At 69.7% G+C, this 24,461-nt stretch carries 20 protein-coding genes and 1 pseudogene; 11 read left to right on the forward strand and 10 right to left on the reverse strand.

Features of this window, described 5'->3' with window-relative positions; all coding sequences use genetic code 11:
• Positions 1-33: 33 nt before the first annotated feature.
• The 5 genes from ACZ6YV_RS22805 to tig form a co-directional block, all read right to left on the reverse strand.
• Entirely contained in the window at positions 34-417 is a 384-nt protein-coding gene (locus ACZ6YV_RS22805; protein WP_465511536.1) for a hypothetical protein, read from the reverse strand.
• A 101-nt stretch (positions 418-518) separates the two neighbouring features.
• A complete protein-coding gene (clpX, locus tag ACZ6YV_RS22810) occupies positions 519-1,814 on the reverse strand; it encodes an ATP-dependent Clp protease ATP-binding subunit ClpX (RefSeq protein ID WP_465511537.1) in 1,296 nt (431 codons plus the stop codon).
• Between the two features lie 230 nt (positions 1,815-2,044).
• Positions 2,045-2,716 (reverse strand): ATP-dependent Clp protease proteolytic subunit, encoded by a 672-nt coding sequence (locus ACZ6YV_RS22815; protein WP_016332354.1) that lies wholly within the window; start codon positions 2,714-2,716, stop codon positions 2,045-2,047.
• Positions 2,717-2,743: 27 nt separating this feature from the next.
• The gene (locus tag ACZ6YV_RS22820) at positions 2,744-3,346 is read right to left on the reverse strand and encodes a ClpP family protease (RefSeq protein ID WP_026466638.1); all 603 of its coding nucleotides are present in this window, start codon (positions 3,344-3,346) and stop codon (positions 2,744-2,746) included.
• Positions 3,347-3,531: 185 nt separating this feature from the next.
• Positions 3,532-4,902: a trigger factor gene (gene tig / locus ACZ6YV_RS22825; RefSeq protein WP_465511538.1), complete on the reverse strand. Its 1,371-nt coding sequence runs from the start codon at positions 4,900-4,902 to the stop codon at positions 3,532-3,534.
• 451 nt (positions 4,903-5,353) lie between these two features.
• On the opposite strand from tig, the gene ACZ6YV_RS22830 reads away from it, so the two are divergent.
• Positions 5,354-7,366 (forward strand): fatty acid desaturase, encoded by a 2,013-nt coding sequence (locus tag ACZ6YV_RS22830; protein ID WP_465511606.1) that lies wholly within the window; start codon positions 5,354-5,356, stop codon positions 7,364-7,366.
• Between the two features lie 153 nt (positions 7,367-7,519).
• Positions 7,520-7,729: pseudogene (locus tag ACZ6YV_RS22835) on the forward strand (transposase); the annotation flags it as partial.
• Positions 7,730-7,919: 190 nt separating this feature from the next.
• Here ACZ6YV_RS22835 and ACZ6YV_RS22840 read toward each other — a convergent pair.
• On the reverse strand, positions 7,920-8,453 hold the full coding sequence (locus ACZ6YV_RS22840; RefSeq protein ID WP_465511539.1) for a hypothetical protein: 534 nt from the start codon (positions 8,451-8,453) through the stop codon (positions 7,920-7,922).
• 174 nt (positions 8,454-8,627) lie between these two features.
• On the opposite strand from ACZ6YV_RS22840, the gene ACZ6YV_RS22845 reads away from it, so the two are divergent.
• From ACZ6YV_RS22845 to ACZ6YV_RS22870, 6 genes are all read left to right on the forward strand, one after another.
• Positions 8,628-10,166, forward strand: coding sequence for a sensor histidine kinase (locus ACZ6YV_RS22845; RefSeq protein WP_465511540.1), 1,539 nt, complete (start codon positions 8,628-8,630; stop codon positions 10,164-10,166).
• Positions 10,167-10,170: 4 nt separating this feature from the next.
• The gene (locus ACZ6YV_RS22850) at positions 10,171-12,084 is read left to right on the forward strand and encodes a glycosyltransferase family 39 protein (RefSeq protein ID WP_465511541.1); all 1,914 of its coding nucleotides are present in this window, start codon (positions 10,171-10,173) and stop codon (positions 12,082-12,084) included.
• Positions 12,085-12,158: 74 nt separating this feature from the next.
• The gene (locus ACZ6YV_RS22855; protein ID WP_465511542.1) at positions 12,159-13,421 is read left to right on the forward strand and encodes a bifunctional glycosyltransferase family 2/GtrA family protein; all 1,263 of its coding nucleotides are present in this window, start codon (positions 12,159-12,161) and stop codon (positions 13,419-13,421) included.
• A gap of 4 nt (positions 13,422-13,425) precedes the next feature.
• Positions 13,426-15,312, forward strand: coding sequence for a glycosyltransferase family 39 protein (locus ACZ6YV_RS22860; protein WP_465511543.1), 1,887 nt, complete (start codon positions 13,426-13,428; stop codon positions 15,310-15,312).
• Between the two features lie 44 nt (positions 15,313-15,356).
• Positions 15,357-16,178: a hypothetical protein gene (locus ACZ6YV_RS22865; protein ID WP_465511544.1), complete on the forward strand. Its 822-nt coding sequence runs from the start codon at positions 15,357-15,359 to the stop codon at positions 16,176-16,178.
• Between the two features lie 172 nt (positions 16,179-16,350).
• A complete protein-coding gene (locus ACZ6YV_RS22870) occupies positions 16,351-17,049 on the forward strand; it encodes a PP2C family protein-serine/threonine phosphatase (RefSeq protein ID WP_465511545.1) in 699 nt (232 codons plus the stop codon).
• Positions 17,050-17,058: 9 nt separating this feature from the next.
• On the opposite strand, the gene ACZ6YV_RS22875 is transcribed toward ACZ6YV_RS22870, so the two are convergent.
• From ACZ6YV_RS22875 to ACZ6YV_RS22890, 4 genes are read right to left on the reverse strand one after another with little or no spacing between them, the layout of a single operon-like run.
• Positions 17,059-17,523 carry a DUF2127 domain-containing protein gene (locus ACZ6YV_RS22875; protein WP_465511546.1) on the reverse strand — a complete coding sequence of 155 codons (465 nt, stop codon included), beginning with the start codon at positions 17,521-17,523 and terminating at the stop codon, positions 17,059-17,061.
• Positions 17,524-17,582: 59 nt separating this feature from the next.
• The gene (locus ACZ6YV_RS22880) at positions 17,583-17,987 is read right to left on the reverse strand and encodes a hypothetical protein (RefSeq protein WP_465511547.1); all 405 of its coding nucleotides are present in this window, start codon (positions 17,985-17,987) and stop codon (positions 17,583-17,585) included.
• Positions 17,988-18,031: 44 nt separating this feature from the next.
• Positions 18,032-19,489 (reverse strand): amidohydrolase, encoded by a 1,458-nt coding sequence (locus ACZ6YV_RS22885; RefSeq protein ID WP_465511548.1) that lies wholly within the window; start codon positions 19,487-19,489, stop codon positions 18,032-18,034.
• Positions 19,490-19,538: 49 nt separating this feature from the next.
• Positions 19,539-19,991: a MarR family winged helix-turn-helix transcriptional regulator gene (locus ACZ6YV_RS22890; protein WP_465511549.1), complete on the reverse strand. Its 453-nt coding sequence runs from the start codon at positions 19,989-19,991 to the stop codon at positions 19,539-19,541.
• A 143-nt stretch (positions 19,992-20,134) separates the two neighbouring features.
• Here ACZ6YV_RS22890 and ACZ6YV_RS22895 point away from each other — a divergent pair, with 143 nt between their 5' ends.
• From ACZ6YV_RS22895 to ACZ6YV_RS22905, 3 genes are all read left to right on the forward strand, one after another.
• On the forward strand, positions 20,135-21,316 hold the full coding sequence (locus ACZ6YV_RS22895; protein ID WP_465511550.1) for an MFS transporter: 1,182 nt from the start codon (positions 20,135-20,137) through the stop codon (positions 21,314-21,316).
• A 29-nt stretch (positions 21,317-21,345) separates the two neighbouring features.
• Positions 21,346-22,179, forward strand: coding sequence for an aldo/keto reductase (locus tag ACZ6YV_RS22900; RefSeq protein ID WP_465511551.1), 834 nt, complete (start codon positions 21,346-21,348; stop codon positions 22,177-22,179).
• Between the two features lie 217 nt (positions 22,180-22,396).
• Complete coding sequence (locus tag ACZ6YV_RS22905) at positions 22,397-24,238, forward strand: M48 family metalloprotease (protein ID WP_465511552.1); 1,842 nt, start codon at positions 22,397-22,399, stop codon at positions 24,236-24,238.
• The last annotated feature ends 223 nt before the right edge of the window (positions 24,239-24,461 follow it).

Below are 24,461 nucleotides of genomic sequence, written 5' to 3' on the forward strand. Positions count from 1 at the left end.
GGAGGAAACTTCGAAAATCGTCCGCGCGGCTGTTCAGCCGAGCCAGCGTCCCGCCATCGAGATCAGCCAGAACCCGGCGAGCGTCGCAGCGGTGAACAATCCGGTCCAGGCGACGAGCGAACGGTTCGCCTCCGCGTTCCGCGCGGCCTTGATCCGGATGAGCGCGTATGCCGAACCGGCGAACAAGGGCAGCGGGATCAGCGGCAGCGGCGACAGCCGCACGACACCGGCCACCAGGCAGGTCGCGACCAGCACGCCGAGCACGATCGTCAGCGCGCGCGGGATCCACGGATGCCCGCGATAGGCCCCGAGGACGATGCGTTCGGTGAGTTCGACGAGTCCCCTGACCTCGCGTGGACTCGCGGCTGCCAGCTCGGGAGCCTCGTTCTCGTCCTTCGTGGAAGTCAGCGGCACCATCGCATCCTATCCCGGTCCGGTCACCGGCCGGACCTGGCCGGAGAAACCGATGCCCCGGTCCGGAAGGATCCGGCCGGGGCATCGGTGACGAAGATCGCCGCTCAGGCGGACTTCTCGCCGCGCTCGCTGCTGCGACGACGTGTCGGCTGACGCGCCACGATCGTCGGGTTCACGTTCTCGCGGACCGTCTGCTCGGTGATGACGACCTTCGCGACGTCGTCGCGACTGGGGATGTCGTACATGACCGGCTGCAGGACCTCTTCCATGATCGCGCGCAGGCCACGGGCGCCGGTGCCGCGGAGCACGGCTTGGTCGGCGATGGCCTCGAGCGCGGTCTGGGTGAACTCCAGCTCGACGTTGTCCATCTCGAAGAGCTTCTTGTACTGCTTCACCAGCGCGTTGCGCGGCGTGGTCAAGATGCTGACCAGCGAGTCCTTGTCCAGGTGCGTCACCGTCGCCACGACCGGGAGGCGGCCGATGAACTCCGGGATGAGCCCGAACTTGATCAGGTCCTCCGGCATCGTGTCGGAGAAGATGTCGCTCTCGTCGATCTCGGCCTTGGTGCGGATCTCCGCGCCGAAACCGAGGCCGCGCTTGCCGACCCGCTCGTTGATGATCTTTTCCAGCCCGGCGAACGCGCCGGCCACGATGAACAGCACGTTCGTCGTGTCGATCTGGATGAACTCCTGGTGCGGGTGCTTGCGGCCGCCCTGCGGCGGCACCGACGCCGTGGTGCCCTCGAGGATCTTCAGCAGCGCCTGCTGCACACCCTCACCGGACACGTCGCGGGTGATCGACGGGTTCTCCGACTTCCGGGCGATCTTGTCGACCTCGTCGATGTAGATGATGCCCGTCTCGGCCCGCTTGACGTCGTAATCCGCCGCCTGGATCAGCTTGAGCAGGATGTTCTCGACGTCCTCGCCGACATACCCGGCTTCGGTGAGTGCTGTCGCGTCCGCGATCGCGAACGGGACATTCAGCATCTTCGCCAGCGTCTGGGCCAGGTAGGTCTTGCCGCAGCCCGTCGGGCCCAGCATCAGGATGTTGGACTTCGCCAGTTCGACGGTCTCGTCCTTGGAATCCTTCGGCCCGGCCTTGTCGTCGGATTGCACACGCTTGTAGTGGTTGTACACCGCCACGGCCAGCGAACGCTTCGCGTCGTCCTGGCCGATGATGTACTGCTCGAGGAAGTCGTGGATCTCGGCGGGCTTGGGCAGCTCGTCGAGTTTGACCTCACCGGCCTCGGCCAGTTCCTCTTCGATGATCTCGTTGCAGAGATCGATGCACTCATCGCAGATGTAGACCCCGGGGCCGGCAATGAGCTTCTTCACCTGCTTTTGGCTCTTGCCGCAGAAAGAACATTTCAGCAGGTCGCCGCCGTCACCGATCCGTGCCATGGCCGTTGACCTCGTCCCCTCCGGCGCAGTGTCTGCGCCTGCACTGTCGTGCCTGACTGTCGTACCCCGGTCACGGATGACCTCTCGGAGCCTCACACATTGCCACTGACGGTACCCGTCCGATGCCATCGGCGGGAGAACCCGCGTCACATCTCAGCACGCCAGAAGCTGACCTTAGACCAGGGATCCGGTGCGTGTCGTCTCCCGACACGCACCGGATCCCGGCACGATCAGCTGCTCGAAGCCTTGCGGTACTCGAGCACCTCGTCGACGATCCCGTACGCCTTGGCCTCGTCGGCCGTCAGGATCTTGTCCCGCTCGATATCCTTCTTGACCTCGTCGGCGTCCTTGTTCGTGTGCTTCGCCAGGATGACCTCCATCTGGCGCCGCACCCGCTGGATCTCGTTGGCCTGGATCTCCAGGTCCGACACCTGGCCATAGGTGCCCTCGGTGGCGGGCTGGTGGATCAGCACGCGCGAGTTCGGCAGCGTGAAGCGCTTGCCGGGGGTACCGGCCGCCAGGAGCACCGCCGCGGCCGAAGCGGCCTGGCCGATGCACATGGTGACGATGTCGGGGCGGACGTACTGCATCGTGTCGTAGATCGCCATCAGCGCGGTGAACGAGCCACCGGGCGAGTTGATCAGGATCATGATGTCGCGGTCCGGGTCCTCGTGCTCGAGGTGCAGCAGCTGGACCATCACGTCGTTGGCCGACGCGTCGTCGATCTGCACGCCGAGCATGATCTGACGCTCTTCGTACAGCTTGTTGTACGGGTTCGATTCCTTGATGCCGTAGCTCGTGCGCTCGACGTACGAGGGCAGGACGTACCGCGACTGCGGCAGCTGGAGCCGCGACTGCATCCCCGGCGCCTGCGACCCGATCGGAAGCTGGAAGTTGCTCATTGGAATTCTCCTGTGTGCCGGCGCGGATCAGCTGGTGGGAAGCGGGTTCTCGCGCGTGAGGACCTGATCCACGAAGCCGTAGTCCTTCGCCTCCTGCGCGGTGAACCAGCGGTCACGGTCGCCGTCCTTGACGATCTGCTCGACGGTCTGGCCGGTCTGCTCCGCCGTGATCTTGGCGAGCTCCTGCTTCCACTTGCCGAACACCTCGGCCTGGATGGCGATGTCGGAGGCCGTGCCGCCGACGCCCGCCGAGGGCTGGTGCATGAGGATGCGCGCGTGCTGCAGCGCGTACCGCTTGCCGGGCGTGCCGGAGGAGAGCAGGAACTGCCCCATCGACGCGGCCAGGCCCATCGCGTAGGTCGCGACGTCCGGGCGGATCAGCTGCATGGTGTCGTAGATCGCGAAACCCGCGGTGACCGAGCCACCGGGCGAGTTGATGTAGAAGCGGATGTCCGACTCGGAGTCGTCTGCGTCGAGCAGCAACAACTGGGCGGTGATCCGGTTCGCGACCTCGTCGTTGACCTCGGAGCCGAGGACGACGATGCGCTCCTGGAGCAACCGCTCGAAGACCGAGTCGGTGAGGTTGAGCCCCGCGGTTCCGGTCCGCGCCTCGGGCATGTGCTGCGTCACGTCTGCCTGCCTTTTCGCCGACGGCGGCCAGCCGTGCCTCGGCCGCCGCTTGTATGTCCAGATGCTGTGTCCAGGTGCTGAGGATCTTGCAACCGACCCTAACGAACTTGGGCGGTGCAGAATGCCTGACACCGCCCAAGTTCGCTTACAGCTTTACGGTCCGTTTCGACCGGACCGGGTATTCCCTATTCGGCCGCAGTCTTCGCGGTCTCTTCGGTGACCTGCGTCTCCTCGGCTGCGGGGCCGAAGAGCTCTTCGAGGTCGACCGCGGAGCCGGAGGCGTCGGTCACGGTGGTCTTGCGGACCACGGTGGCCAGGGCCTTGCCGCGGCGGACGTCGGCGTAGATCGCGGTCAGCTGACCGGACTGCTGCGCCCGCTGGACGTACTCGTCCGGGCTGACGCCGAAGCGCTGCGCCTGGTAGATGATCCGCTCGGTGAGCTCGCCGTCGTTGACCGACGTCTGCTCGGCGTCGGCGATGGTGTCCAGCAGCAGCTGCGTGCGGACCGCCTTCTCCGACTCCTCGCGCACCTCGGTGTCGAACTCTTCGACGGTGCGGCCTTCGGCCTCGAGCGCCTGCGCGAACTGCGCCTCGTCGTGGTCGAACGGGTGGATCGCGTCGTGCTTGCGGTTCTCGATCTCGGCCTCGAGGACCTTCTCCGGGATCGCGATCTCGGTGCGCTCGAGAAGCTCCTCGAGGACCTTGTCGCGGGCCTGGACGCCCTGCTGCATCTTCTTGACGCGGCCGAGACGCTCGCGAAGGTCGCCCTTCAGCTCGTCGATCGTGTCGAACTCGCTCGCCATCTGGGCGAACTCGTCGTCCGCCTCGGGCAGCTCGCGCTGCTTGATGGTCTGCACGGTGACGGTGACGTCGGCGTCCTTGCCGGCGTGCTCGCCGGCGACCAGCTTCGTGGTGAAGGTCTTGGTCTCGCCGGCGTTCGCGCCGATGATCGCCTCGTCGATGCCGTCCACGAGCTGGCCGGAGCCGATCTCGTAGGACAGGCCGGTGGTCGAGGCCTCCTCGACCTCCTGACCGTCGACGGTGGCCGCGAGGTCGATCGAGACGAAGTCGCCGTTCTCGGCGGCGCGCTCGACACCGGTCAGGGTGCCGAAGCGGGCGCGCAGCTCGTCGAGCTGCTCGTCGATCTCGGCGTCGGTCAGTTCGACGTCGTCGACGCTGACAGCGAAGCCTTCGAGGTCGGGCAGCGAGATCTCCGGGCGGATGTCGACTTCGGCGGTGAACTCGAGAACCTCACGGTCCTCCAGCTTGGTCACCTCGAACTCGGGCTGGCCCAGCGTGCGGACCTCGCCCGCGCGCACGGCTTCCATGTACTTGGCCGGAATGACCTCGTTGACGACCTCGTCGAGCACCGGGGCTCGCCCGATCCGGCTTTCCAGCACGCGAGCCGGCGCCTTGCCCGGGCGGAAGCCGGGGATGCGCACCTGCTGGGCGATCTTGCGGTAGGCGCGGTCGAAGTTCGGCTTGAGCTCGTCGAACGGCACCTCGACATTGATCTTGACTCGCGTCGGGCTGAGCTGCTCGACGGTGCTCTTCAACGTATTCTCCTCGAGCGGTAAACGATGTGATTGAGCATCCGCAGCGGTCGACAGCGGATGTGCCCTGGCCAGCTTGCAGACCGGGCCGTCCGAGTCTAGGCCGTGTCCTTCATCGCGCTGGGCCCGGGGCCATCCCCGCGTCCTCCCCCGCCGATCACAGCTTTCGAGAGCCGTCCGGCGAACCGGACCCTGACCACCCGATCGGACCAGTTTTCGGTTCGTCTCTGTTACGAAGCGGCCCTTCCCTGGACACGGATGCGTGCCACAGCTCACCATCGGGCGCCGTGACGTGGCATTTCGTCAGTCAGATGAAGTTTACAAACCAGTACCAGTTGTCTACGGTGTGACAGCTTGTCCCGGTAGCATCGACCGAGGGGAACGATCGATGACCGTCGCCGTATCCCGGTCCGAGGACACGGGGGAAATACCCGCGAGAAAGCTGAGACGCGGGGTGCCCAACCCGCGGATCCCGCTGCCGGTGGTCTCGGTGCCGACGGTGCTGCTGTTCACCGGCGGCGCCATGGTCTGGACAGGCGCCACCTGGCTGGTGGTCAACGAAGCCGCGCCGCTCTGGGTGACCATTCCCCTGCACGCGCTCGTCACCTTCACGATGTTCACCGTGCTGCACGAGTCGACACATCACGCGGCCGGGCAGCTCACCTGGGTCAACGAACTGCTCGGCAGGCTCGCGATGCCGTTCGTGGCCGGCTACGGCTCCTTCCCCCTGGTGCGCTACATCCATCTTGAGCACCACCGCAACACCAACGAGGACGCCTACACCGATCCGGACGCCTGGACCGCGCACGGCCCGTGGTGGCAGTTGCCGCTGCGCTGGCTGACCATCGACTTCTGGTACGCCCGCTTCTACGTGGCGCGGCAGCGCACCCGGCCGCCGTCGGAGCGGATCGAGTCCGCCGCCGTGCTCTCGCTGAGCCTCGCCGCGTTCGCCTGGCTGACCACGACCGGTCACGGCTGGGAACTGCTGGTGGTCTACCTGATCCCGCAGCGCATCGGCCTGGCCGTGCTGGCCTGGTGGTTCGACTGGCTCCCGCATCACGACCTCGGCGAGCAGCGGCAGAACCGGTTCGGCGCCACCCGCGTCCGCGTCGGCCTCGAATGGCTGATGACGCCGATCATGCTGTGCCAGAACTACCACCTGGTGCACCATCTCCACCCGGCGATCCCGTTCTACCGGTACCTGCGCGCGTGGCGGGACAACCGCGACGCCTACCTCGCCAGGGACGTCCCGATCGCGACGGCGTGGGGCCGCGAGCTGACGTCGACGGAGTACCGCGAGTGGCGGCAGCTCACCGGTTCGTTCGGCGAGGACCCGCCCGCTCCCCAGCCCCGGCAGCCGAGCCTGTTCCACTCGCTGCGGGTCTCCGACGTCCTGCCGCTGTGCGAGGGCGCCGTCACCGTGACGTTCGAGGTGCCGGAACGGCTGCGGGAGACCTTCCGGTTCACCCCCGGCCAGCATCTCGTCATCCGCGCGGAGGTCGACGGGGAAGAGGTGCGCCGCGCCTACTCGATCTGCTCGACGCCGGACTCGGGGGTGCTGCGGATCGCGATCAAGCACCAGCTCGGCGGCGCGTTCTCGACATTCGCCACCAGGGAGCTCGCCGCGGGCGACGTACTGGACGTGCTGCCCCCTGACGGAATGTTCACGCTAACTCCGGCGCGGGGCCGCTCCGGCCGGTACGTCGCGCTCGCCGCCGGGAGCGGGATCACGCCGATCCTGTCGATCCTGACCGCGACCTTGCGGGACGAGCCGAACAGCAAGGCGACCCTGCTGTACATCAACACCTCCGGCGCCAGCACGATGTTCGCCGCCGAACTGGGCGTCCTCGCCGCGCAACTGGGCGGGCGGCTGCACGTCGTGCACTACCGCACCGACGAACGCGACCCGGACCTGCGCACGCCGCGGCTCGAGAAGCCGTTCGACATCGTCGGCGAGGCGCTGGCGATCTCGCACGAGCGCTACCAGCGCGGCCGTCTCGACAGCACCCGCCTCCGCGCGCTGCTGCAGGCCCGGCTGCATCCGGCGAAGGTGGACGACTGGTTCCTGTGCGGCCCGCGCGACCTCGTCGACATGGCCCGCCGGACGCTGGCGGACCGGGACGTCCCCGAAGAGAACGTCCACTTCGAGCTGTTTCAGGGCGCGCTTCCCGTCCGCCCCTCGCGGCGGCCGGGCCCGGTGCTGACCGTGACGGCGGGCGGGAAGACCGCCGAAGTCCCCGCGACGGACGGCGAAACCGTCCTCAGCGCCGCGCTGAGACACGGCGTCGACGCGCCGTACGCGTGCATCGGCGGGGCTTGCGGGACGTGCCGGGCGACGGTGGTGCGCGGCAGCGCGCGGATGGACGTGCACTACGCGCTCGGGGACGAGGAGGTCGCGGCCGGGCGGATCCTGACCTGCCGGGCGGTGGCGACTTCGGACGAGCTGAGAGTGGACTACGACCGCTGAGGTCGCTCTTTCGCGTTTAGTCGCCTACTTGCGGCTTCTCGGCAGGGAGTCTTGGTCCACGCCACGTTTGCCCCAGGCGCACCAGGAGCCACAGCGGTCACTGAACCGCCCCGGGTTTGATGGAGGCTCCATCGTGTGAGTGAGGATGGAGTTATGGGCCGGTCTTCGAGGCATCCGCGTGAGGTGCGTGAGCGTGCGGTTGCGTTGGTGTTTGAGCAGGTAGGGGCGTATTCGTCGCAGTGGGAGGCGATCACGTCGATCGCGGCGAAGGTGGGGGTGTCGGCCGAGTCGTTGCGCCGGTGGGTGCGGCAGGCCGAGACCGATGGGGGTGCGCGGCCGGGTGTCACGACCGCGGAGTCGGAGCCGAACCCGGGGCGATTCACACAGCCGCTGCGCGTGAGTGGTGCGCCCAATGTGGCATTGGGGACACTGGGCGTCCCCAATGCCACATTGGGCGCATGGCCGCGGAGAGTTCTCGGTGCCTCGCGAGCGACGGTGGAGGGTTGCGGACACTGGGCGTCCCCAATCCTCCATCGTCGCGAAGGCACCCCGGTCACTGGCCCGGCGGCGTCCCTCCGGAACCGCCGTCTTGCGGCGGCCCCTGGTCCTCCCCCGTCGACTCCCGCACCGACTGCGCGGTCGCGGTCGTGCCCGAGGTCGTGGCGACCACGCTGACCGTGTCCCCGGTCGCGACGCCGGTCACCACCGACGAGTCGATCGTGTAGACCTTGCTGAACCCGTCGTCGCTCACCGCGGTCAGCGACGTCGCGCTCAGTTCGGTCACCTTCCCGGTCTGCGTGAGCTGCGTGGTGTAGCCGCCGTTGCCGTCCGAGACGACGTACTCGCCGAGAAGGGCACGGGAGCCGCCGGGTCCGCCCATCCCCGCCCCACCGCCCGGCGCGGCGGAGGCGACATCGGCGTCGGCCGACGAACTCGCGGCCCAGATCGCCGCGCCGCCACCGAGGGCGAGGACAGCCGCGGCGCCACCGGCGATGACGGCCTTGCGTTTGCCGCCCCGAGCGGGCGCCGGAGCGCCCCAGTCCGAAGTGGACGGAGTGACTGGAGTGGACGGCGTGGTTTCGTTCATGGTCTTCGGCTCCTGTGGTCTCGTCGTTAGCCACCACCGTCCGCACCGCGGCTGTGCCGGGCCTGTGCCCGCCGTCAGACCTTTCTGTGACCCACGCAAACAGACCCCCAGCACACAGCGGACTCACAGGCGGGACACAACGCGCACCTACGACCTCGGCGCACGCTCGAGGGCATGGCACCCGGTTCGGTCCCGACCCCCGGCCCGCGCCGGTGGTCCCGGCCCGGGCGGCTTTCGCTGCGCGCCAAACTGACCGGCTCGATGGTGCTGTTGCTCGCCTTCGTCTGCCTGGTGATCGGCGTCGCCAGCGAAATAGCGCTGCGGTCGTTCCTCACCGGCCAGATCGACGGCCAGCTCTCGGCCGCGTCGGCCCGCGCCCACGACTACGCGAACCGGCCGCCGGACGGTCTGCCCGGTTTCGGCCCCGACCCGCTCGACGCGCCGGGCCAGGCGTCGGGGACGCTGAGCGTCCGCTTCACCGGCGACAAGGTGCTCTACGCCGGATTCCTTTCGGTCAAAGGACTTCCCGAGGGTCTGTCGGCTGAGCAGGAGACGCGGTTGCGGTCCGTTCCGGCCGACACGCCGCCGACGTCGCTCGCGCTCGGGGAGCTCGGCGACTACCGGCTGCAGGCCGTCTCGATCCCCGGCGGCGTGGTCGTGACCGGACTCCCGCTCGAACCGGTGCAGGACACCTTGGCCACGGTCGGGTGGATCCTGTTCGGGGTCGCGGCGGCGGGCGTCGCCGGCGCCGGGTTCCTCGGCGCGTTCGCGGTCCGGCGCACGTTGCGGCCGCTCGACCGGGTCGCGGCGACGGCGGGCCGCGTGTCGGCGATGCGGCTCGACCGCGGCCAGGTCGCGCTTTCCGTGCGGGTGCCCGAGATCGACACCGATCCGCGGACCGAGGTCGGCCAGGTCGGTTCGGCGCTGAATCACATGCTCGGGCATATCGCGCAGGCGCTGGAAGCGCGGCAGGCCAGTGAGACCCGCGTCCGCCGGTTCGTCGCGGACGCGAGCCACGAACTCCGCACCCCGCTCTCGGCGATCCGCGGATACGCCGAACTCGCCGGCCGCGGCAGCGCGCTGGTCCCGCCCGAGGTCGCGCGTTCGATGTCGCGGATCCAGTCCGAGGCCGCCCGGATGACCACCCTGGTCGAGGATCTCCTTCTGCTGGCGAGGCTCGACGCCGGACGGCCGCTCGAAGCGGGCGAGGCCGATCTCACCCGGCTGACCGCGGACGCCGTCGGGGACGCGCACGTCGCCGGTCCCGGACACCGCTGGGAACTGCGTCTCCCCCGAGAACCCGTGCTGGTCCGCGGCGACGTCCAGCGTCTGCACCAGGTGCTGGCGAACCTGCTGTCCAACGCGCGCACGCACACCCCGCCGGGCACCACGGTGATCACCGAACTGGGCCGCTCCCGCACCGGGGCGGCGGTGCTGACCGTCACCGACGACGGGCCCGGTATCGCGCCCGAACTCCTGCCGAGCGTGTTCGAACGCTTCGCCCGCGGAGACTCCTCGCGGTCGCGGATCGCGGGCAGCACCGGGCTCGGCATGGCGATCGCGTCGGCCATCGTCGTGGCCCATCACGGCACGATCGAGGTGCACAGCCGTCCCGGGCACACCGAGTTCGCCGTCCATCTCCCCGTGATCGGATCCTCACAGCGGGTGCACAGCTTCGGCACAACCCCACCCCAGGTCGAGATCCGACGCTGAGCCCATGACCCTCCTCGCCTCCCGCGACGAAGCCGATCAAGCCGCTCCACCCGCCCGAGGCAGGCCCTCCGACCCGCGCTGGGTCCGGCCCTCCCTCGCCGCGCTTCTGCTCGCGACCGCCGTCCTCTATCTGTGGAACCTCGGCGGATCCGGCTGGGCCAACGCCTTCTACTCGGCGGCGGCCCAGGCCGGATCGCTGAGCTGGAAGGCGTTGTTCTTCGGCTCCAGCGACGCCGCGAACGCGATCACGGTCGACAAGACACCCGCCGCGTTGTGGGTGATGAGCCTTTCCGCGCGCCTGTTCGGCGTCAACGCCTGGAGCATCCTCGTACCGCAGGCGCTGATGGGTGTCGGTTCGGTCGCCCTGCTTTTCGCCGCGGTGCGCCGGACGTCCGGCCCGGCCGCGGGTCTGCTGGCGGGCGCCGTCCTCGCGCTCACCCCGGCCGCCGCGTTGATGTTCCGGTTCAACAACCCCGACGCCCTGCTCGTCCTGCTCCTGGTGGCCGGCGCCTATTGCGTCGTCCGCGCCCTGGAGAAGGCGAGCCCGCGCTGGCTGGCGCTGGCCGGGGTCGCCGTCGGATTCGGCTTCCTCGCCAAGATGCTGCAGGCGTTCCTGGTGCTGCCCGCGTTCGGACTCGCCTACCTGATCGCCGCGCCGACGTCGGTGGGACGCCGTCTGCTGCACCTGGCAGGAGCGCTGAGCGCGACGATCGTCTCGGCGGGCTGGTACCTAGCCGTCGTGGCCTTGTGGCCCGCCGCCGACCGGCCGTACATCGGTGGCTCGCAGGAGAACAGCCTGTGGGAACTCGTCTTCGGCTACAACGGTTTCGGCCGCATCACCGGTGACGAGGTCGGCAGTGTCGGCGGAGGCGGCAACGGCGGCTGGGGCGGTACCGGCTGGGACCGGTTGTTCGGCAGCGAGATGGCGGGCGGGATCGCCTGGCTGCTCCCCGCCGCCGTCATCGCGCTGGGCGCCGGGCTGTGGTTCACCCGCCGCGCCCCGCGCACCGATCGCGGCCGGGCGGCGCTGATCGTGTGGGGCGGCTGGTTTCTGGTGACCGCCGTGGTGTTCAGCTACATGGGCGGCATCATCCACGCGTACTACATGATCGCGCTCGCCCCGGCGATCGCCGGGCTCGTCGGCATCGCGGGCACGCAGTTGTGGCGGGCAAGGGGGAATCCGGCCGCCGCGGGTGCCTTGAGCGCCGGGATCGGGCTGACCGCGCTGACGTCGTATCTCCTGCTCTCGCGCCAATCCGACTGGCTTCCCGGACTGGCGATCGCGATCCTCGTGGCCGGTCTCCTGTGCGCGTTCCTGGTCTTCTTCGCCGCACGATTGCCTTATGCGGCAAGGCGTCTGGTCGCCGTCGGCGCACTGGTCACCGTTCTCGCGGGCACCGGCGCGTACACGGTCGCGACAGCGGCCGTCCCGCATTCCGGCGCGCTGCCGTCGGCGGGTCCGGCGACCGGACGCGGCATGGGTCCGGGTGGCGGCGGCCTCGTCATCGGCGGGCAAGGCGGGCAGATCGTCCGCGGCGGACCGGGTGGAGGACTGCTCGACACCAGCTTGCCCGGCGCCAACCTCGCCGCTCTCCTGGGAAAGGACAGTGCTGACTACACGTGGACGGCCGCGACCGTGGGCTCCAACAACGCGGCGGGCTACCAGCTCGGCGGCGGGGCGCCGGTGATGGCCGTCGGCGGGTTCAACGGCACGGACCCGGCTCCCACCCTGGAACAGTTCCAGGAGTACGTCCGAAGTGGACAGATCCACTACTTCCTCGGCGACGGCATGATGATGCGCGGGGAGACCGGCAGTGACGCCGCCGAGCGGATCGCCGAATGGGTCGCCGAATGGGTCGCGGAGAACTACACACCGACCACTGTGGACGATGTCACCGTCTACGACCTGAGCCGGTGAATCCCGTGACAGAACACAGCGACGGCACAGCTCCGGCACAAGCCGGCCTCAGCGCGATGGCCGAGATTGACGCTATGACAGCCGCGATCCTCTCCGGCGCCGAAACCGGCCGCCGCCCCGCCATCGCCCCGACCGGCACGGCCGTTCTCGACGTCGTCATCCCGGTCTACAACGAGGAAACCGACCTCGAACCGTGCATCCGACGGCTGCACGCGTACCTCGTCGAGCAGTTCCCGTACCCGTTCCGGATCACCGTCGCGGACAACGCCAGCACTGACGGCACCCTGCGCGTCGCCGAACGGCTGAGCCGCGAGTTCGAGGACGTCGAAGTCCGCCACCTCGAAGAAAAAGGGCGCGGCCGGGCATTGCACGCCGTCTGGTCCACTTCGGACGCTCCGGTGCTGGCCTACATGGACGTCGACCTTTCGACCGATCTGGCCGCGCTCGGCCCCCTTGTCGCGCCGCTGCTGTCCGGGCACTCCGACCTCGCCATCGGCAGCAGGCTCGCCCGCGGCGCGCGGGTGGTGCGCGGACCGAAGCGAGAGTTCATTTCCCGCTGCTACAACCTGATCCTGCGCGGCACGCTGGCGGCGAGGTTCAGCGACGCGCAATGCGGGTTCAAGGCGATCCGCGCCGACGTCGCCGAGCGGCTGCTCCCCCACATCCAGGACACCGGCTGGTTCTTCGACACCGAATTGCTGGTGCTGGCGCAAAAGGCCCGACTGCGGATCCACGAGGTCCCGGTGGACTGGGTGGACGACCCGGACTCGTCGGTGAACATCGTCGCCACCGCGACAGCCGATCTCAAAGGCATCGCGCGGCTGACCAAGGCGACGATGACCGGCAGGATCCCGATCAGCGGCCTGCGCGAACAGCTCGGCCGCGCGCCGATCCAAGTACAGGCACCGGGAGTGGCGCCTAGCCTCGTGCGGCAACTGGTGCGGTTCGCCGCTGTCGGCGTCGCCAGCACCGTCGCCTACCTCGTGCTTTTCCTGCTGCTGCGGACGTTCACCGGCGCCCAGGTGGCGAACTTCGTCGCACTGCTCGTGACGGCGATCGGCAACACCGCGCTCAACCGGCGCCTGACCTTCGGCATCCGCGGCAAGGAAGGCGCCGGGCTGCACCAGTTCCAGGGCCTCATCGTGTTCGGCCTCGGGCTCGCGCTCACCAGCGGCGCGCTGGCGCTGCTGCACACCATGACGGCACCCGGACTGCCGCTCGAAACCACCGTGCTCGTGCTCGCGAACCTCACGGCCACCGTTCTGCGATTCCTGTTGCTGCGCGGCTGGGTCTTCCGCTCGTCCCGCCGCCGGCCCGCCACCGAAATGGAGAGCTGACCCCATGACCACCGCACTCGCTTCCCGGGTGGAGCCCCGCCCCGTCGAGGAAGACGTCGCGAAGCCGCCGGGCCGCTGGGTCCGTCCCGCGGTCTTCGGCCTGCTCGCCGCCACCGCGCTGCTGTACTTCTGGAACCTGACCGCCTCCGGCTACGGCAACTCGTTCTACGCCGCGGCGGTGCAGTCCGGCACGCAGGACTGGAAGGCGTGGCTGTTCGGCTCCCTCGACGCCGGGAACGTGCTGACCGTCGACAAGCCACCGGCCGCGCTCTGGGTCACGACGGCGTTCGCCCGGATCTTCGGCTTCTCCAGCTTCACCGTGCTGGCCCCGCAGGCGCTGATGGGGGTCGCTTCGGTGGGTCTGCTGTACCTGACGGTCAAGCGGACCTCCGGGCCGGTCGCCGGCCTGTTCGCCGGGGCGGCGTTCGCGCTCACCCCGGTCGCCGCGCTGATGTTCAAGTTCAACAACCCGGACGCGCTGCTGACGCTGCTGCTGATCGCCGGCGCGTACTGCACGATCCGCGCGATCGAAAAGGCGAGTCCGCGCTGGCTGGTCTTCGCCGGTGTCGCCATCGGGTTCGGCTTCCTGACCAAGATGATGCAGGCGTTCCTGGTGCTGCCCGCGTTCGGCCTCGCCTACCTCATCGCCGCGCCGGCGTCACTGGGCAAACGCTTGCTCCACCTGCTCGCCGCGGTCGTTTCGGTGGTGGTCTCGGCAGGCTGGTTCATCGCGCTGGTCGACCTGTGGCCGACAAGCTCACGGCCGTACATCGGCGGTTCGACCGACGACAGCCTGCTCGAACTGGCACTGGGCTACAACGGGCTCGGCCGGATCTTCGGCGGAGGCCGCGGTGGGGGCGGCGGAACCATGGTGGTCGGGACCACGGGTGGGGGCATGGTCGAGACCACGGGCGGGGGTATGGGCGGGAACGTCGGCTTCGGCGGCGAAAGCGGCCTGACCCGGATGTTCGGCGCCAGTTTCGGCGGCGAGGTGTCGTGGCTGCTGCCCGCCGCGCTGATCGGGCTGGTCGCGGGGCTGTGGTTCACCCGGCGGGCCGCCGGGACCGACCGGACGAGGGCCGCGCTGATCGTCTGGGGTGGCTGGATGCTCGTCACCGCGCTGGTGTTCAGCTACATGGGCGGCATCGTGCACCCGTACTACGCCGTCGCGCTGGCGCCGTCGATCGCCGCCGTGGTGGCGATCTCCGGGACCTCGTTGTGGCGCGGCCGGGCACATCTCGCGCCGAGGGTGTTCCTGTCGCTGATGATCGCGGCCGGCGCGGTCTGGGCCTGCATCCTGCTGGACCGCGACGCCGACTGGCTGCCCGCGCTGCGCTGGATCATCGCGGGGCTCGGCCTGGTGACCGCGACCGTCGTGCTGGTGGGTGTGCCGCCGCTGCGCAAACTCGTCGCCGTCGTCGCGACGGTCGCCGTGCTGACCGTCGGCCTCGGCACTGCCGCGTACGCCGTCGAAACCGCTTCTCAAGCGCATTCCGGCTCGATCCCGACGTCCGGCCCCGCCACCGGCGGTGATCGCGGCATGGGCGGGCCGGGCATGGAAGAAGAGGGCTCGTCCGCCGAGATCGGGGCCGCGCTGGCCGCGACCACGACGAAGTGGGCGGCGGCGACGTCGAGTTCGCAGTCGGCGGCGAGCCTGGAACTCGCGAGCGGGAAGTCGGTGATCGGCATCGGCGGCTGGAGCGGCTCGGATCCGGCGCCGACCCTGGCCGAATTCCAGCAGTACGTGGCCGACGGCGACATCACCTACTACGTCGAAGGCGGCCGCGGCGGTGGCCCCGGTGGCGGCTCGAACGAGATCTCCGAATGGGTCGCGGCGAACTTCACCGCCACCACGGTCGGCGAGCAGACGGTGTACCACCTGCTTTCCTGAAAATGCTTCGACAAACGTTGGGGCGCACGGGAATCCTGGACGGCGTGAATCGGCCGTACCGCTGGGACCTCGTGCGCCCCGACCAGCTCGGGACGCTGGTGGAACGCGCCGGAAAACCGTCGCTGTGGTTCCTGGACGAGCTGATCGAATGCGCCGCGAAGGTGATCGCCCGCGCCGGTGACGCGGACCTGTACTTCGTCGGGCGCTCGGCTGACAGCGTGTACGACCTGCTGAGCGGAACGCCGTGGCGGGAACGGATCCACCAGCTGCCGCTGTCGTTCGCGGGCATCCGCGGAAGCCTGACGGCCGACGACGTCGCCCGGCTGCGCGCCAATCTCACCGCGGCGGGGCTGAGCCCGCACGACCTGGCGCGCGGACGGCCGAAGGTCTTCGTCGACCTCGTCTACACAGGACAGACGTTCACCGAGCTGTACGAGGTGCTGCGGGACTGGATCGACGACGAACGTGAGGCCTGGAGCGTCATCCGAAGCAGGCTCCGGTTCCTCGGGATCACCATCCGCGAAGACACGGACCCGTCGGCGTTCCGCTGGCAACAGCACTTCGGCTGGCCCGCCGAACTGCCCGCGAACGGCGTCCGGAACATCTCGCTCGACTGGCCGGTCTGGCACTACTTCGGCGACGTGCAGGCCAAACTCACCGCCTCCTTCCCGCGGCCGCGCTGGTCGGACGAGAACGGCAGCGCGCCGGAGCATTCGGAGCCGCGGCTGCGCGGGCTGGCCGAGGCGGTCGCGATCGTCGAAGCGGGGCGTTCGAGGGCCGCGCGGGACCTGCTGGTGCGGCACCTGCGGAGCGAACCCGCGATGGCGGAGAGCTGGCTGCGGACGTTGATCACGCGCCTGCGGTAGCGCACACGCCCGCGGTAGTGCTTCGGGTCTCGTGAGTGGCTAGGGCGGTTCTAACCGTCCTAGCCACTCACGAGACCCGACCGACAGCCGGTTATCACGAACCCCTCAGCCGCCACACAGGAAACAGGCGGACGCTGGAAGCAGGCGATCACCCAGGGGTGAGGAGAAGACCATGAGGGAACTTCCACACTGGCACACGGCGAGCGCGCAGGGGCCGCGCAAGCACAACGCGGACGCCGTCGGGGCGTACGCGGCGGCGGGCGGGGCGGGAATCGTGTTCGCACTGGCCGATGGAGTCGGAGATCACCCGAAAGCGGCACACGCGGCGCGAACGGCGGCTTCGGCGGCGGCCCGGACGCCGGTCGAGCAGGGCGCCGTCGCGGCTGTTTTAGCTGCTCAGAGGGCTGTTCTAGAGCTCGGCGGGACCGGTGACTGCGTCCTCGTCGTGGCCGTCCCGACCGACGAGGGGTATGGCGTCGCGTGGGTCGGGGACGCCCGGGCGTACGCTTGGGACGGTTACACCGTGCGGCAGGTGACGAAGGACCATACGCTCGCGCAGTACTTCCGCGACCACGACCAACCCGTGACACCGCGGATGGAACACGTCGTCACCACCAGCGTCCGCACGGCCGGTACTCACGAGATCGACACGGCCACCGTCACGACCGGAGGGCTTCTGCTCACCAGCGACGGCGTGCACAAGACGCTCGACGGGCCGACCATGCTCGGCATCCTCGGGATGCCGGGCGGGGCGGCCACGGAGCTGGTGCGGACGGCGATCTCGCTCGGTGGCTCCGACAACGCCACCGCGATCGTGGTGGATCCGCCCAGCGCGGATCTCACCACGGAAAAGTTTCGCGTCGCGGCCTGAACCGGGCGGTCAGGCCGCGACGCGATCCCTTTTGAGTTGCCGGTACTCGCGCAGGACCAGCACGACGATCACCACGTCGAGGGCGGCGAAGAACGGCAGCGCGAGCGAGTGTGTGTGGATCGCGCGGAAGACCTCGTAGACCACGAATGCCGAGAGCACGACGGCGGCCACGGGGTAGGCGCGCATCACCTTGCGCGCCAGCGCCCAGACCAGGCCGAGCTTGATGAGCCCGTGCGCGACGAGGTACACGACGGCGAACGTCCGGCCCTCGACGAAGTGACCGGCCGCGAGTTCGAGGTGCCGGGCCAGCGCCCCCTCGGGGTCGCCGAGCAGGTCCCGGGTGACCACGGCGTGCGCGAAACCGGTGATCACCGACGCCGGGACGACCATCAGGACGAGCCCGCCCACCAGCTGCAAGGCGCCATCGAGCCCCTTCAGGGTGATGGCGATCCGGAACAGCTTCTCGGTGCTCATGGGCGCTCCCTCCGCGATCACCTCACCCTGCCGCACCCTGCCGCCGCTCGCAGCCGCCGTCACCGGAACAGGCGGTCCCCGCAGGTCCGGCACCGCTCGTGCCGCGCCGTCCGGCCGGAGGGGTCCCTGCCGTAGAAGGGAAAGCACGGCGCGCCGCAGACGGCGAGATAGATGCGCCCGCAGCGCAACGGCCGCGCGCCGACGTGGTGGGCCACGACCAGTGCCTGGTGGCGCTCGCCCGCTTCGGGCAGCCAGCCGTCTTCGGGCAGCTTCGCGAGCACGTCGGCGTCGACGTCGTCCGAGCGGCGGAGCAGGGCCGCGCCGAGGTCGGTGAGCCGTTCCCCGAGATCACGGAGGACGTCGGCGCGCGGCACGTCGTCCTCGACCATCCGGGTGACGAAGGTGATGTCGGTGCCCAGGGAGCCGTGGAGGTCCCGGAGCCGGTCGAGCAGGCGGTGATCCATGCCTTCCCATTAAGGCGTTGCCGCGGGGCAAGGAAAGTCGCGCCTTACGCCGTGTAGGTGATCCGGCCGTTCATCACGGTGGCGGCGACGGGGATGTCGCGCAGCCCGGCCGGGGAAAGCTTCGACGGATCCACCGCGGTGACGACCAGATCCGCGACGTCCCCGACGGCCACTCCGGTCCGGCCGCCGGACGCCGCCGTGAGCGCGGCTTCCAGCGGCATCGCCTGCTCGGGGTGCCACGGCGGGCGGTGGTCGTCGGTGCGGCTGACCGCCGACGCGATCGCGTCCCACGGGTCCAGCGGCGCGACCGGCGCGTCCGAGCCGAACTCCAGGGGCACCCCGGAGCGATGCAAAGCGCCGTAAGGGAAAGCCCGATCGGTCCAGCCGTGCCAGTGCCTGTCGGCGACGTCGCGGTCGTCGGGCTGATGGGCGGGCTGCACACTCGCGACGACACCCAGTTCGGCGAACCGCGCGACGTCCTCGGCACGCAGCAACTGCGCGTGCTCGATCCGGCCCGGGCACCCGACGCTTCCGAAGGCATCGAGCGCGATCTTGTTGGCGTGGTCGCCGATCGCGTGCACCGCCGGCGAGAGCCCGTTCTCGAAAGCCTTGCGCATCAACGGTTCCAGCTCGTCGAGCGGTAGTTCGAGCAGCCCGTGGGAGTCGGTTCCGGCGTAGTGCCCCAGGCAGTACGCGGTGCGGGTGTTCAACGAACCGTCGACGAACAGTTTGAACGGGCCGACCGTGAGCAGCCCGCCGGTGTCTTCGAGGACGTCGCCGGTGCGGTGGCCGCGTTCGACGGCTGTCTCCAAGAGGTACTTCGCGATCACGCAGGAAACCCGGACCGGCAAGGGTTTCCTGGCCAGCCGTCGCCGCCAGTCGGTGACGGTGTCGGCGTACTCGTAGTCGACGATCTTGGTGACGCCGCGGGCGGCCGCCGCGGCGAGCGCGTCGGCGACCCAGCCGTCGATGACGTCTTCGGGGGCGACGGGGAGTTCGGCCGTCACGCTCATGCAGTCGTTCTCCAGCAGCACACCGGTCGGGTGCTCGCGGCCGATGAGCTTCAGCGCGGCGGGGCTGAGCCACAGCGTGTGGAGGTCGGCGCTGAACAGGGCGACGGGGTGCCCGGGCAGGGCCTTCTGCAGCAGGTCCTTGTGCGGGGCGTCGGGCCAGAGGCCGTCGCGGAACCCGGCGCCGAGCACGAGATCGCCGGGCGGCACGGGATGCGCCAGCAGGTGGGCGAGCACGAGATCGACCGTGTGCGCGGCGGACGTCGCCTCCCCCAGCGGGATCCGGCGGCGCGCGGCCGACCACTGCGCGGTGTGCACGTGCGCGTCGACGAGGCCGGGCAGCAGCGTGCCGCCGTGCCCGTCCAGGATCTCCGACGCCTCACCCGCTTGCCCGGGGCCCGCGACGGCCGCGATCAGGCCGTTCTCGATCAGCACATCCGACAGGGAACCCGCCAAGCCGACCCGGACCCGGCGCACCAGAAGATCGTCCACTCCCCCACCTTGCCAGCCGGTCCGCGTTTCGTCCTCTGAATGCGGTGGGTCAGGAGCGGGCGAAGGTGAGCTTTCCGAGCGCGGCGACCAAGGGCGCGAGTTCGGGGAGTTCCTCGGCGGCGGCCAGCGCCTCGGCGAGCACGGTGTCGTGCGTCGGCCTCGCGGCCGCGAGGAGCTCCTGCCCCGCCGGGGTGACCTCCGTGTAGATCCCGCGCCGGTCGTCCGCGCACAGGTAGCGCTGCAGCAGTCCCCGGCCCTCCAGTCGCGACACCAGCCGCGTCGTCGCCGACTGGCTGAGCACGACGGCGTTCGACAGCTGGTTCATCCGCAGATGGAAGCCGTCCTGACGGGCGAGCACGTCCAGCACGGTGTACTCGGTGACGGACAGTTCGTGCTTCTGCGCCAGCGCGCGCTCGAGCGCGTCCTCGATCCGCGCGTGCAGCGCGGCCAAGGTCCGCCAGCCTTGCGCGCGCGCCTCCACGGCGTCGTCGGCCAGTGACACGGTTCACCTCTTCCCCGGTTGCCCGAGCTTTGTTGCGTCGTGCATCATCAAGCGTGTGCAATATACGGCGTGTGCAACTATTTCAGACGCTCGTAGTTGCTCACGCCAGTCAACACCACTCTACGGGAAGAAGTGAGCCTCCAATGCCTGCCGCTCTGCTCGCACTGGCGATCAGCGCCTTCGGTATCGGCACCACCGAATTCGTGATCATGGGCCTGTTGCCCGAGGTCGCGGGCGACTTCGGCGTCTCGATCCCCTCCGCGGGGCTGCTGATCTCCGGCTACGCGCTCGGCGTCGTGGTCGGCGCCCCGGTGCTGACCGCCCTCGCGTCGCGGGTGCCGCGCAAGACCGTCCTGGTCGGCCTGATGGTCCTGTTCATCGCCGGCAACGTCGTTTCCGCGCTGGCCCCCGCCTACGGCCTGCTGATGACCGGCCGTGTGGTCGCCGCGCTCTCGCACGGCGCGTTCTTCGGCGTCGGCGCTGTCGTCGCGTCCTCGCTGGTCGCGCCGAACAAACAGGCCAGCGCCATCGCCCTGATGTTCACCGGGCTGACCGTCGCCAACGTCCTCGGCGTCCCCGCCGGCACCGCGCTCGGCCAGGCGTTCGGCTGGCGTTCGACGTTCTGGGCGGTCAGCGTCCTCGGCGTGATCGGCCTGATCGGGATCCTCGCGCTGATCCCCGCGCAGGCGACGACGAAGAGCGCGGGCCTGCGCAACGAACTCGCCGTGTTCCGGCGGCCGCAGGTGTGGCTCGCGCTGGCGATGACCGCGCTCGGGTTCGCCGGGGTGTTCGCGTCCTTCACCTACATCGCCCCGATGATGACCGAGGTCGCGGGCTTCTCCCCCGGCGCGGTGACCTGGCTGCTCGTGCTGTTCGGCGGCGGGCTGTTCGTCGGCAACCTGCTCGGCGGCAAGGCGGCCGATCGGGCGCTGATGCCCAGCCTCTACGTCATCCTCGCCGTGCTCGCGGCCGTGCTGATCGTGTTCGTCTTCACCGCGCACGCCCAGCTTCCCGCCTCGATCACCATCGCCGTCTTCGGCGCCGCCGGTTTCGCGACCGTCGCGCCGCTGCAGGCCCGCGTCATGGACAAGGCCGAAGGCGCGCCCGCGCTGGCTTCGGCCGCCAACATCGCCGCGTTCAACCTCGGCAACGCGGCGGGTGCGTGGCTCGGCGGCCAGGCCATCGAAGCCGGGCTCGGCTACACCGCGCCCAACTGGATCGGCGCCGCGCTGGCACTCGCCGGACTGCTGGTCGCGGTCATCTCAGGCATGCTCGACCGCGGGCGGCGAAAGGCTCGTCGCGCCGAACTGGCCCCCGCCGCCTGACCCGTCAAACCCCCACGAAAGGAACGCAAGTGACCGACATTCCCACCGTCAAGCTGAACAACGGGGTGGAGATGCCGCAGCTCGGGTTCGGCGTCTTCCAGGTGCCGGACGAGGAGACCACCGCCGCGGTCAAGGCCGCGCTGGACGCGGGCTACCGCAGCATCGACACCGCCGCCGTCTACGGCAACGAAGCGGGCGTCGGCAGGGCACTCGCCGAGTCCGGGATCGCCCGCGACGAGCTGTTCGTCACCACCAAGCTGTGGAACAGCGAGCAGGGCTACGACGCCACGCTGAAGGCGTTCGACGTCAGCCTGGAGAAGCTGGGCCTGGAGCGGCTGGACCTCTACCTGATCCACTGGCCGACGCCGGAGCGCGACCTCTACCGCGACACGTGGAAGGCCTTCGAGAAGCTCTACGCCGACGGCCGGGTGCGCGCGATCGGCGTGTCCAACTTCCAGCCCGTCCACCTCGAACGCCTGCTCGACGCCGGTTCCGTGACCCCGGCGGTCAACCAGGTCGAGGTGCACCCGTACCTGCTGCAGGCCGAGGTGCGCGAGTTCGACGCGAAGCACGGCATCGCGACCGAGGCGTGGAGCCCGCTGGCCAAGGGCGGCGACCTGCTCGGCGAAGACGCGGTGAAGGCGCTGGCCGCCAAGCACGGCCGCACGCCGGCGCAGGTCGTCCTGCGGTGGCACCTGCAGCTGGGCAACGTCGTGATCCCGAAGTCCGTGACGCCGTCGCGGATCAAGGAGAACCTCGACGTCTTCGGGTTCACGCTGTCGGAGGAGGACATCGCCTCGCTGTCCGTGCTGGACCGCGGTCTGCGGACCGGGCCGGATCCGGACACCTTCAACGTCGCGTAAGCGTCTGGTCTCGTGAGTGGTAACGACGGTTAGAACCGTCCTTACCACTCACGAGGTCTTGGGCGGGCTTTCCCAGGTCGCGGGCGTAGCGCTTTGTTTCCGCACGAGCCCGCTGCGTAGCCGGTTACTATTCGGCCGCACAGACGGCACTTGTGCGAAAAGAGGTAACCGGACGATGCAGGCCCGAGGACGCGCCGTCCTCGCGACACTTCTGCTCGTGGCGTTCCCAGTGGTGGTCGTCGCGGTGGGTGTCGCCAGTGTGCTGGCGGGCCTGCGAATCCCGGGCAAAACCGGCATTTACGTCATGCTGGGCGGGCTCGCGATCATGATCGCGCTCGGCTTCGGGCTGGTGAGCGCGCTGCGGGCACGGCGTCCCCCGATCGAAGGGCCGCGGCTGGACCGCGACGCCCATCCCGCGCTGTGGGAGATGATCGACGACCTCGCCGCCCAGGTGAAGACCCGGCCGCCGGACGAGATCGTGCTGATCGGCGAGATCAACGCGGCGGTCAGCGAGGACGCCCGGTTCCTCGGCCTGCGGCCGGGCCGCCGCACGATGCTGATCGGGCTGCCGTTGCTGGCCGCGATGAGCGTGAGCGAACTGCGCTCGGTGCTCGCGCACGAACTCGGCCACTACAGCGGCGGCCACACCCGGCTGCTCGCGTTGACCTACCGCGGCACCCAGACACTCGCCTTCACCGTCGACAGGCTGGACGGCGGACCCGCCAGGGCCCTGCTCTCCGCCTACTCGAAGCTGTACCTGCTCATCGCGCGGTCGGCGAACCGGCGACAGGAACTGCAGGCCGACGAGGCGTCCGTGCTCGCCGCGGGAAGCCGGACGGCGGCCGCCGCGCTGCGTAAGGCCGCGACGCTGAGCCCGCTCTGGAAGGACTACTCCGAGCGCTATCTCTCGCTCGGCGCGACCGCGCGGCGCACTCCCGCGGTCCTGCTGGGGTTCCGTTCGTACCTCAACCACCCTGCCCAGCGAGACTGGGTGACCGAGTACGCCGAAGACCTCCTCGACGGCGAAGAGCTCTCGAAGTACGACAGCCATCCGCCGACGAAACGCCGGATCGCCGCGCTGGCCGGGGTGCCGGACAACCCGGTGAAGCCGGACGCGCGGCCGGGCTGGTCGCTGCTGGGCGCGCCGAAGGTCGACGTGCCCGAGGCGGAGCTGGACGTGCTGGTCCACGACGTCGGGCCGCGGGCGGACTGGGACGAGGTCGTCAAACGCGCGGGCCGGGCGTCGGTGGCGGAGGGCGCGAGGCTGCTGACCTCCGCCGGGATCGAGAGCAGGCTGGCGCCGCGCGGCACGATCGGCGAAGTCGTTCGGGTCCTGCGCGACGGTGACGCCGACGCGCTCGCCAAACCCCTGCGGGCCCCGTCCCGCCAAGAGGGCCGCGACCTGCTGACCGACTTGTTCGCCGACACCGTCACGGCCGCGATGATCGACAACGGGGTCGCCGCGCACCAGCTGAACTGGGGCGGCGGCTGGGAACTCTGCCTGGGCGACGGCGAACCCTTCGACGTCGTCGAGCTGGTCGGCCCGGCGGTGCAGAGCCCGCGCGCGGTCGACGAGCTGGTCAACAATCTGCAGCTGCTGAACGTGCCCGCCGGATACTTCTGCAAACAGGAGCCCCGCCGGGATCCCGACCCCGCCGAAGCCCGGATGCTCGGGATGTTCACCGCGCTGAAGGCCAAGCGGAAGCTCTACGACTTGGTCGTCTGCGACAGCGAAGTGGTGCTGCTGCCGATGGCGCGGGCGGTGCTGATCCGCCGCGGGCTCGCCGGCCTGATCGGGGCGCGCGGGGTGTCGGACCGCAAGCGGATCCGGAAGCTGCGGGAACGGGGCCTCGACGATCTCCGTGCCGAACCGGGCGCGCGGCGGATCCCGTTTACCGACATCGTCGCGGGTGGTTTCCCGCGACGGAAGCTCACCGGCTACCTGACGCTGGAACTCTCCGACGGCGAGACGCTGGAACTGGCGATGACGGGCAACACCGAGGACTTCGGGACCGCGCACGACGAACTGACGGCGTTCTTCAAGTCGCTGAAGGCTTGACCCAGGTTGGCCCTTGGGCGCCGGTGCAGACGTCGTGAGTGGCAGGTGTCGTTCTAACCATCCCTGCCACTCACGAGGTTTCTTGCCACTCATGAGGCCGAGCACCCGCTGCACCCCGCTGCTCGCGCGTCCGCGGGTCCAGGTGGTGGGGGGGGGGGGGGGGGGGTTTTAACACACATGGCCCCCAACCCCCCACCCACCCAACCCCGTCGCCCCCCCCCCC

The organism is Amycolatopsis sp. NPDC102522 (assembly GCF_055584485.1).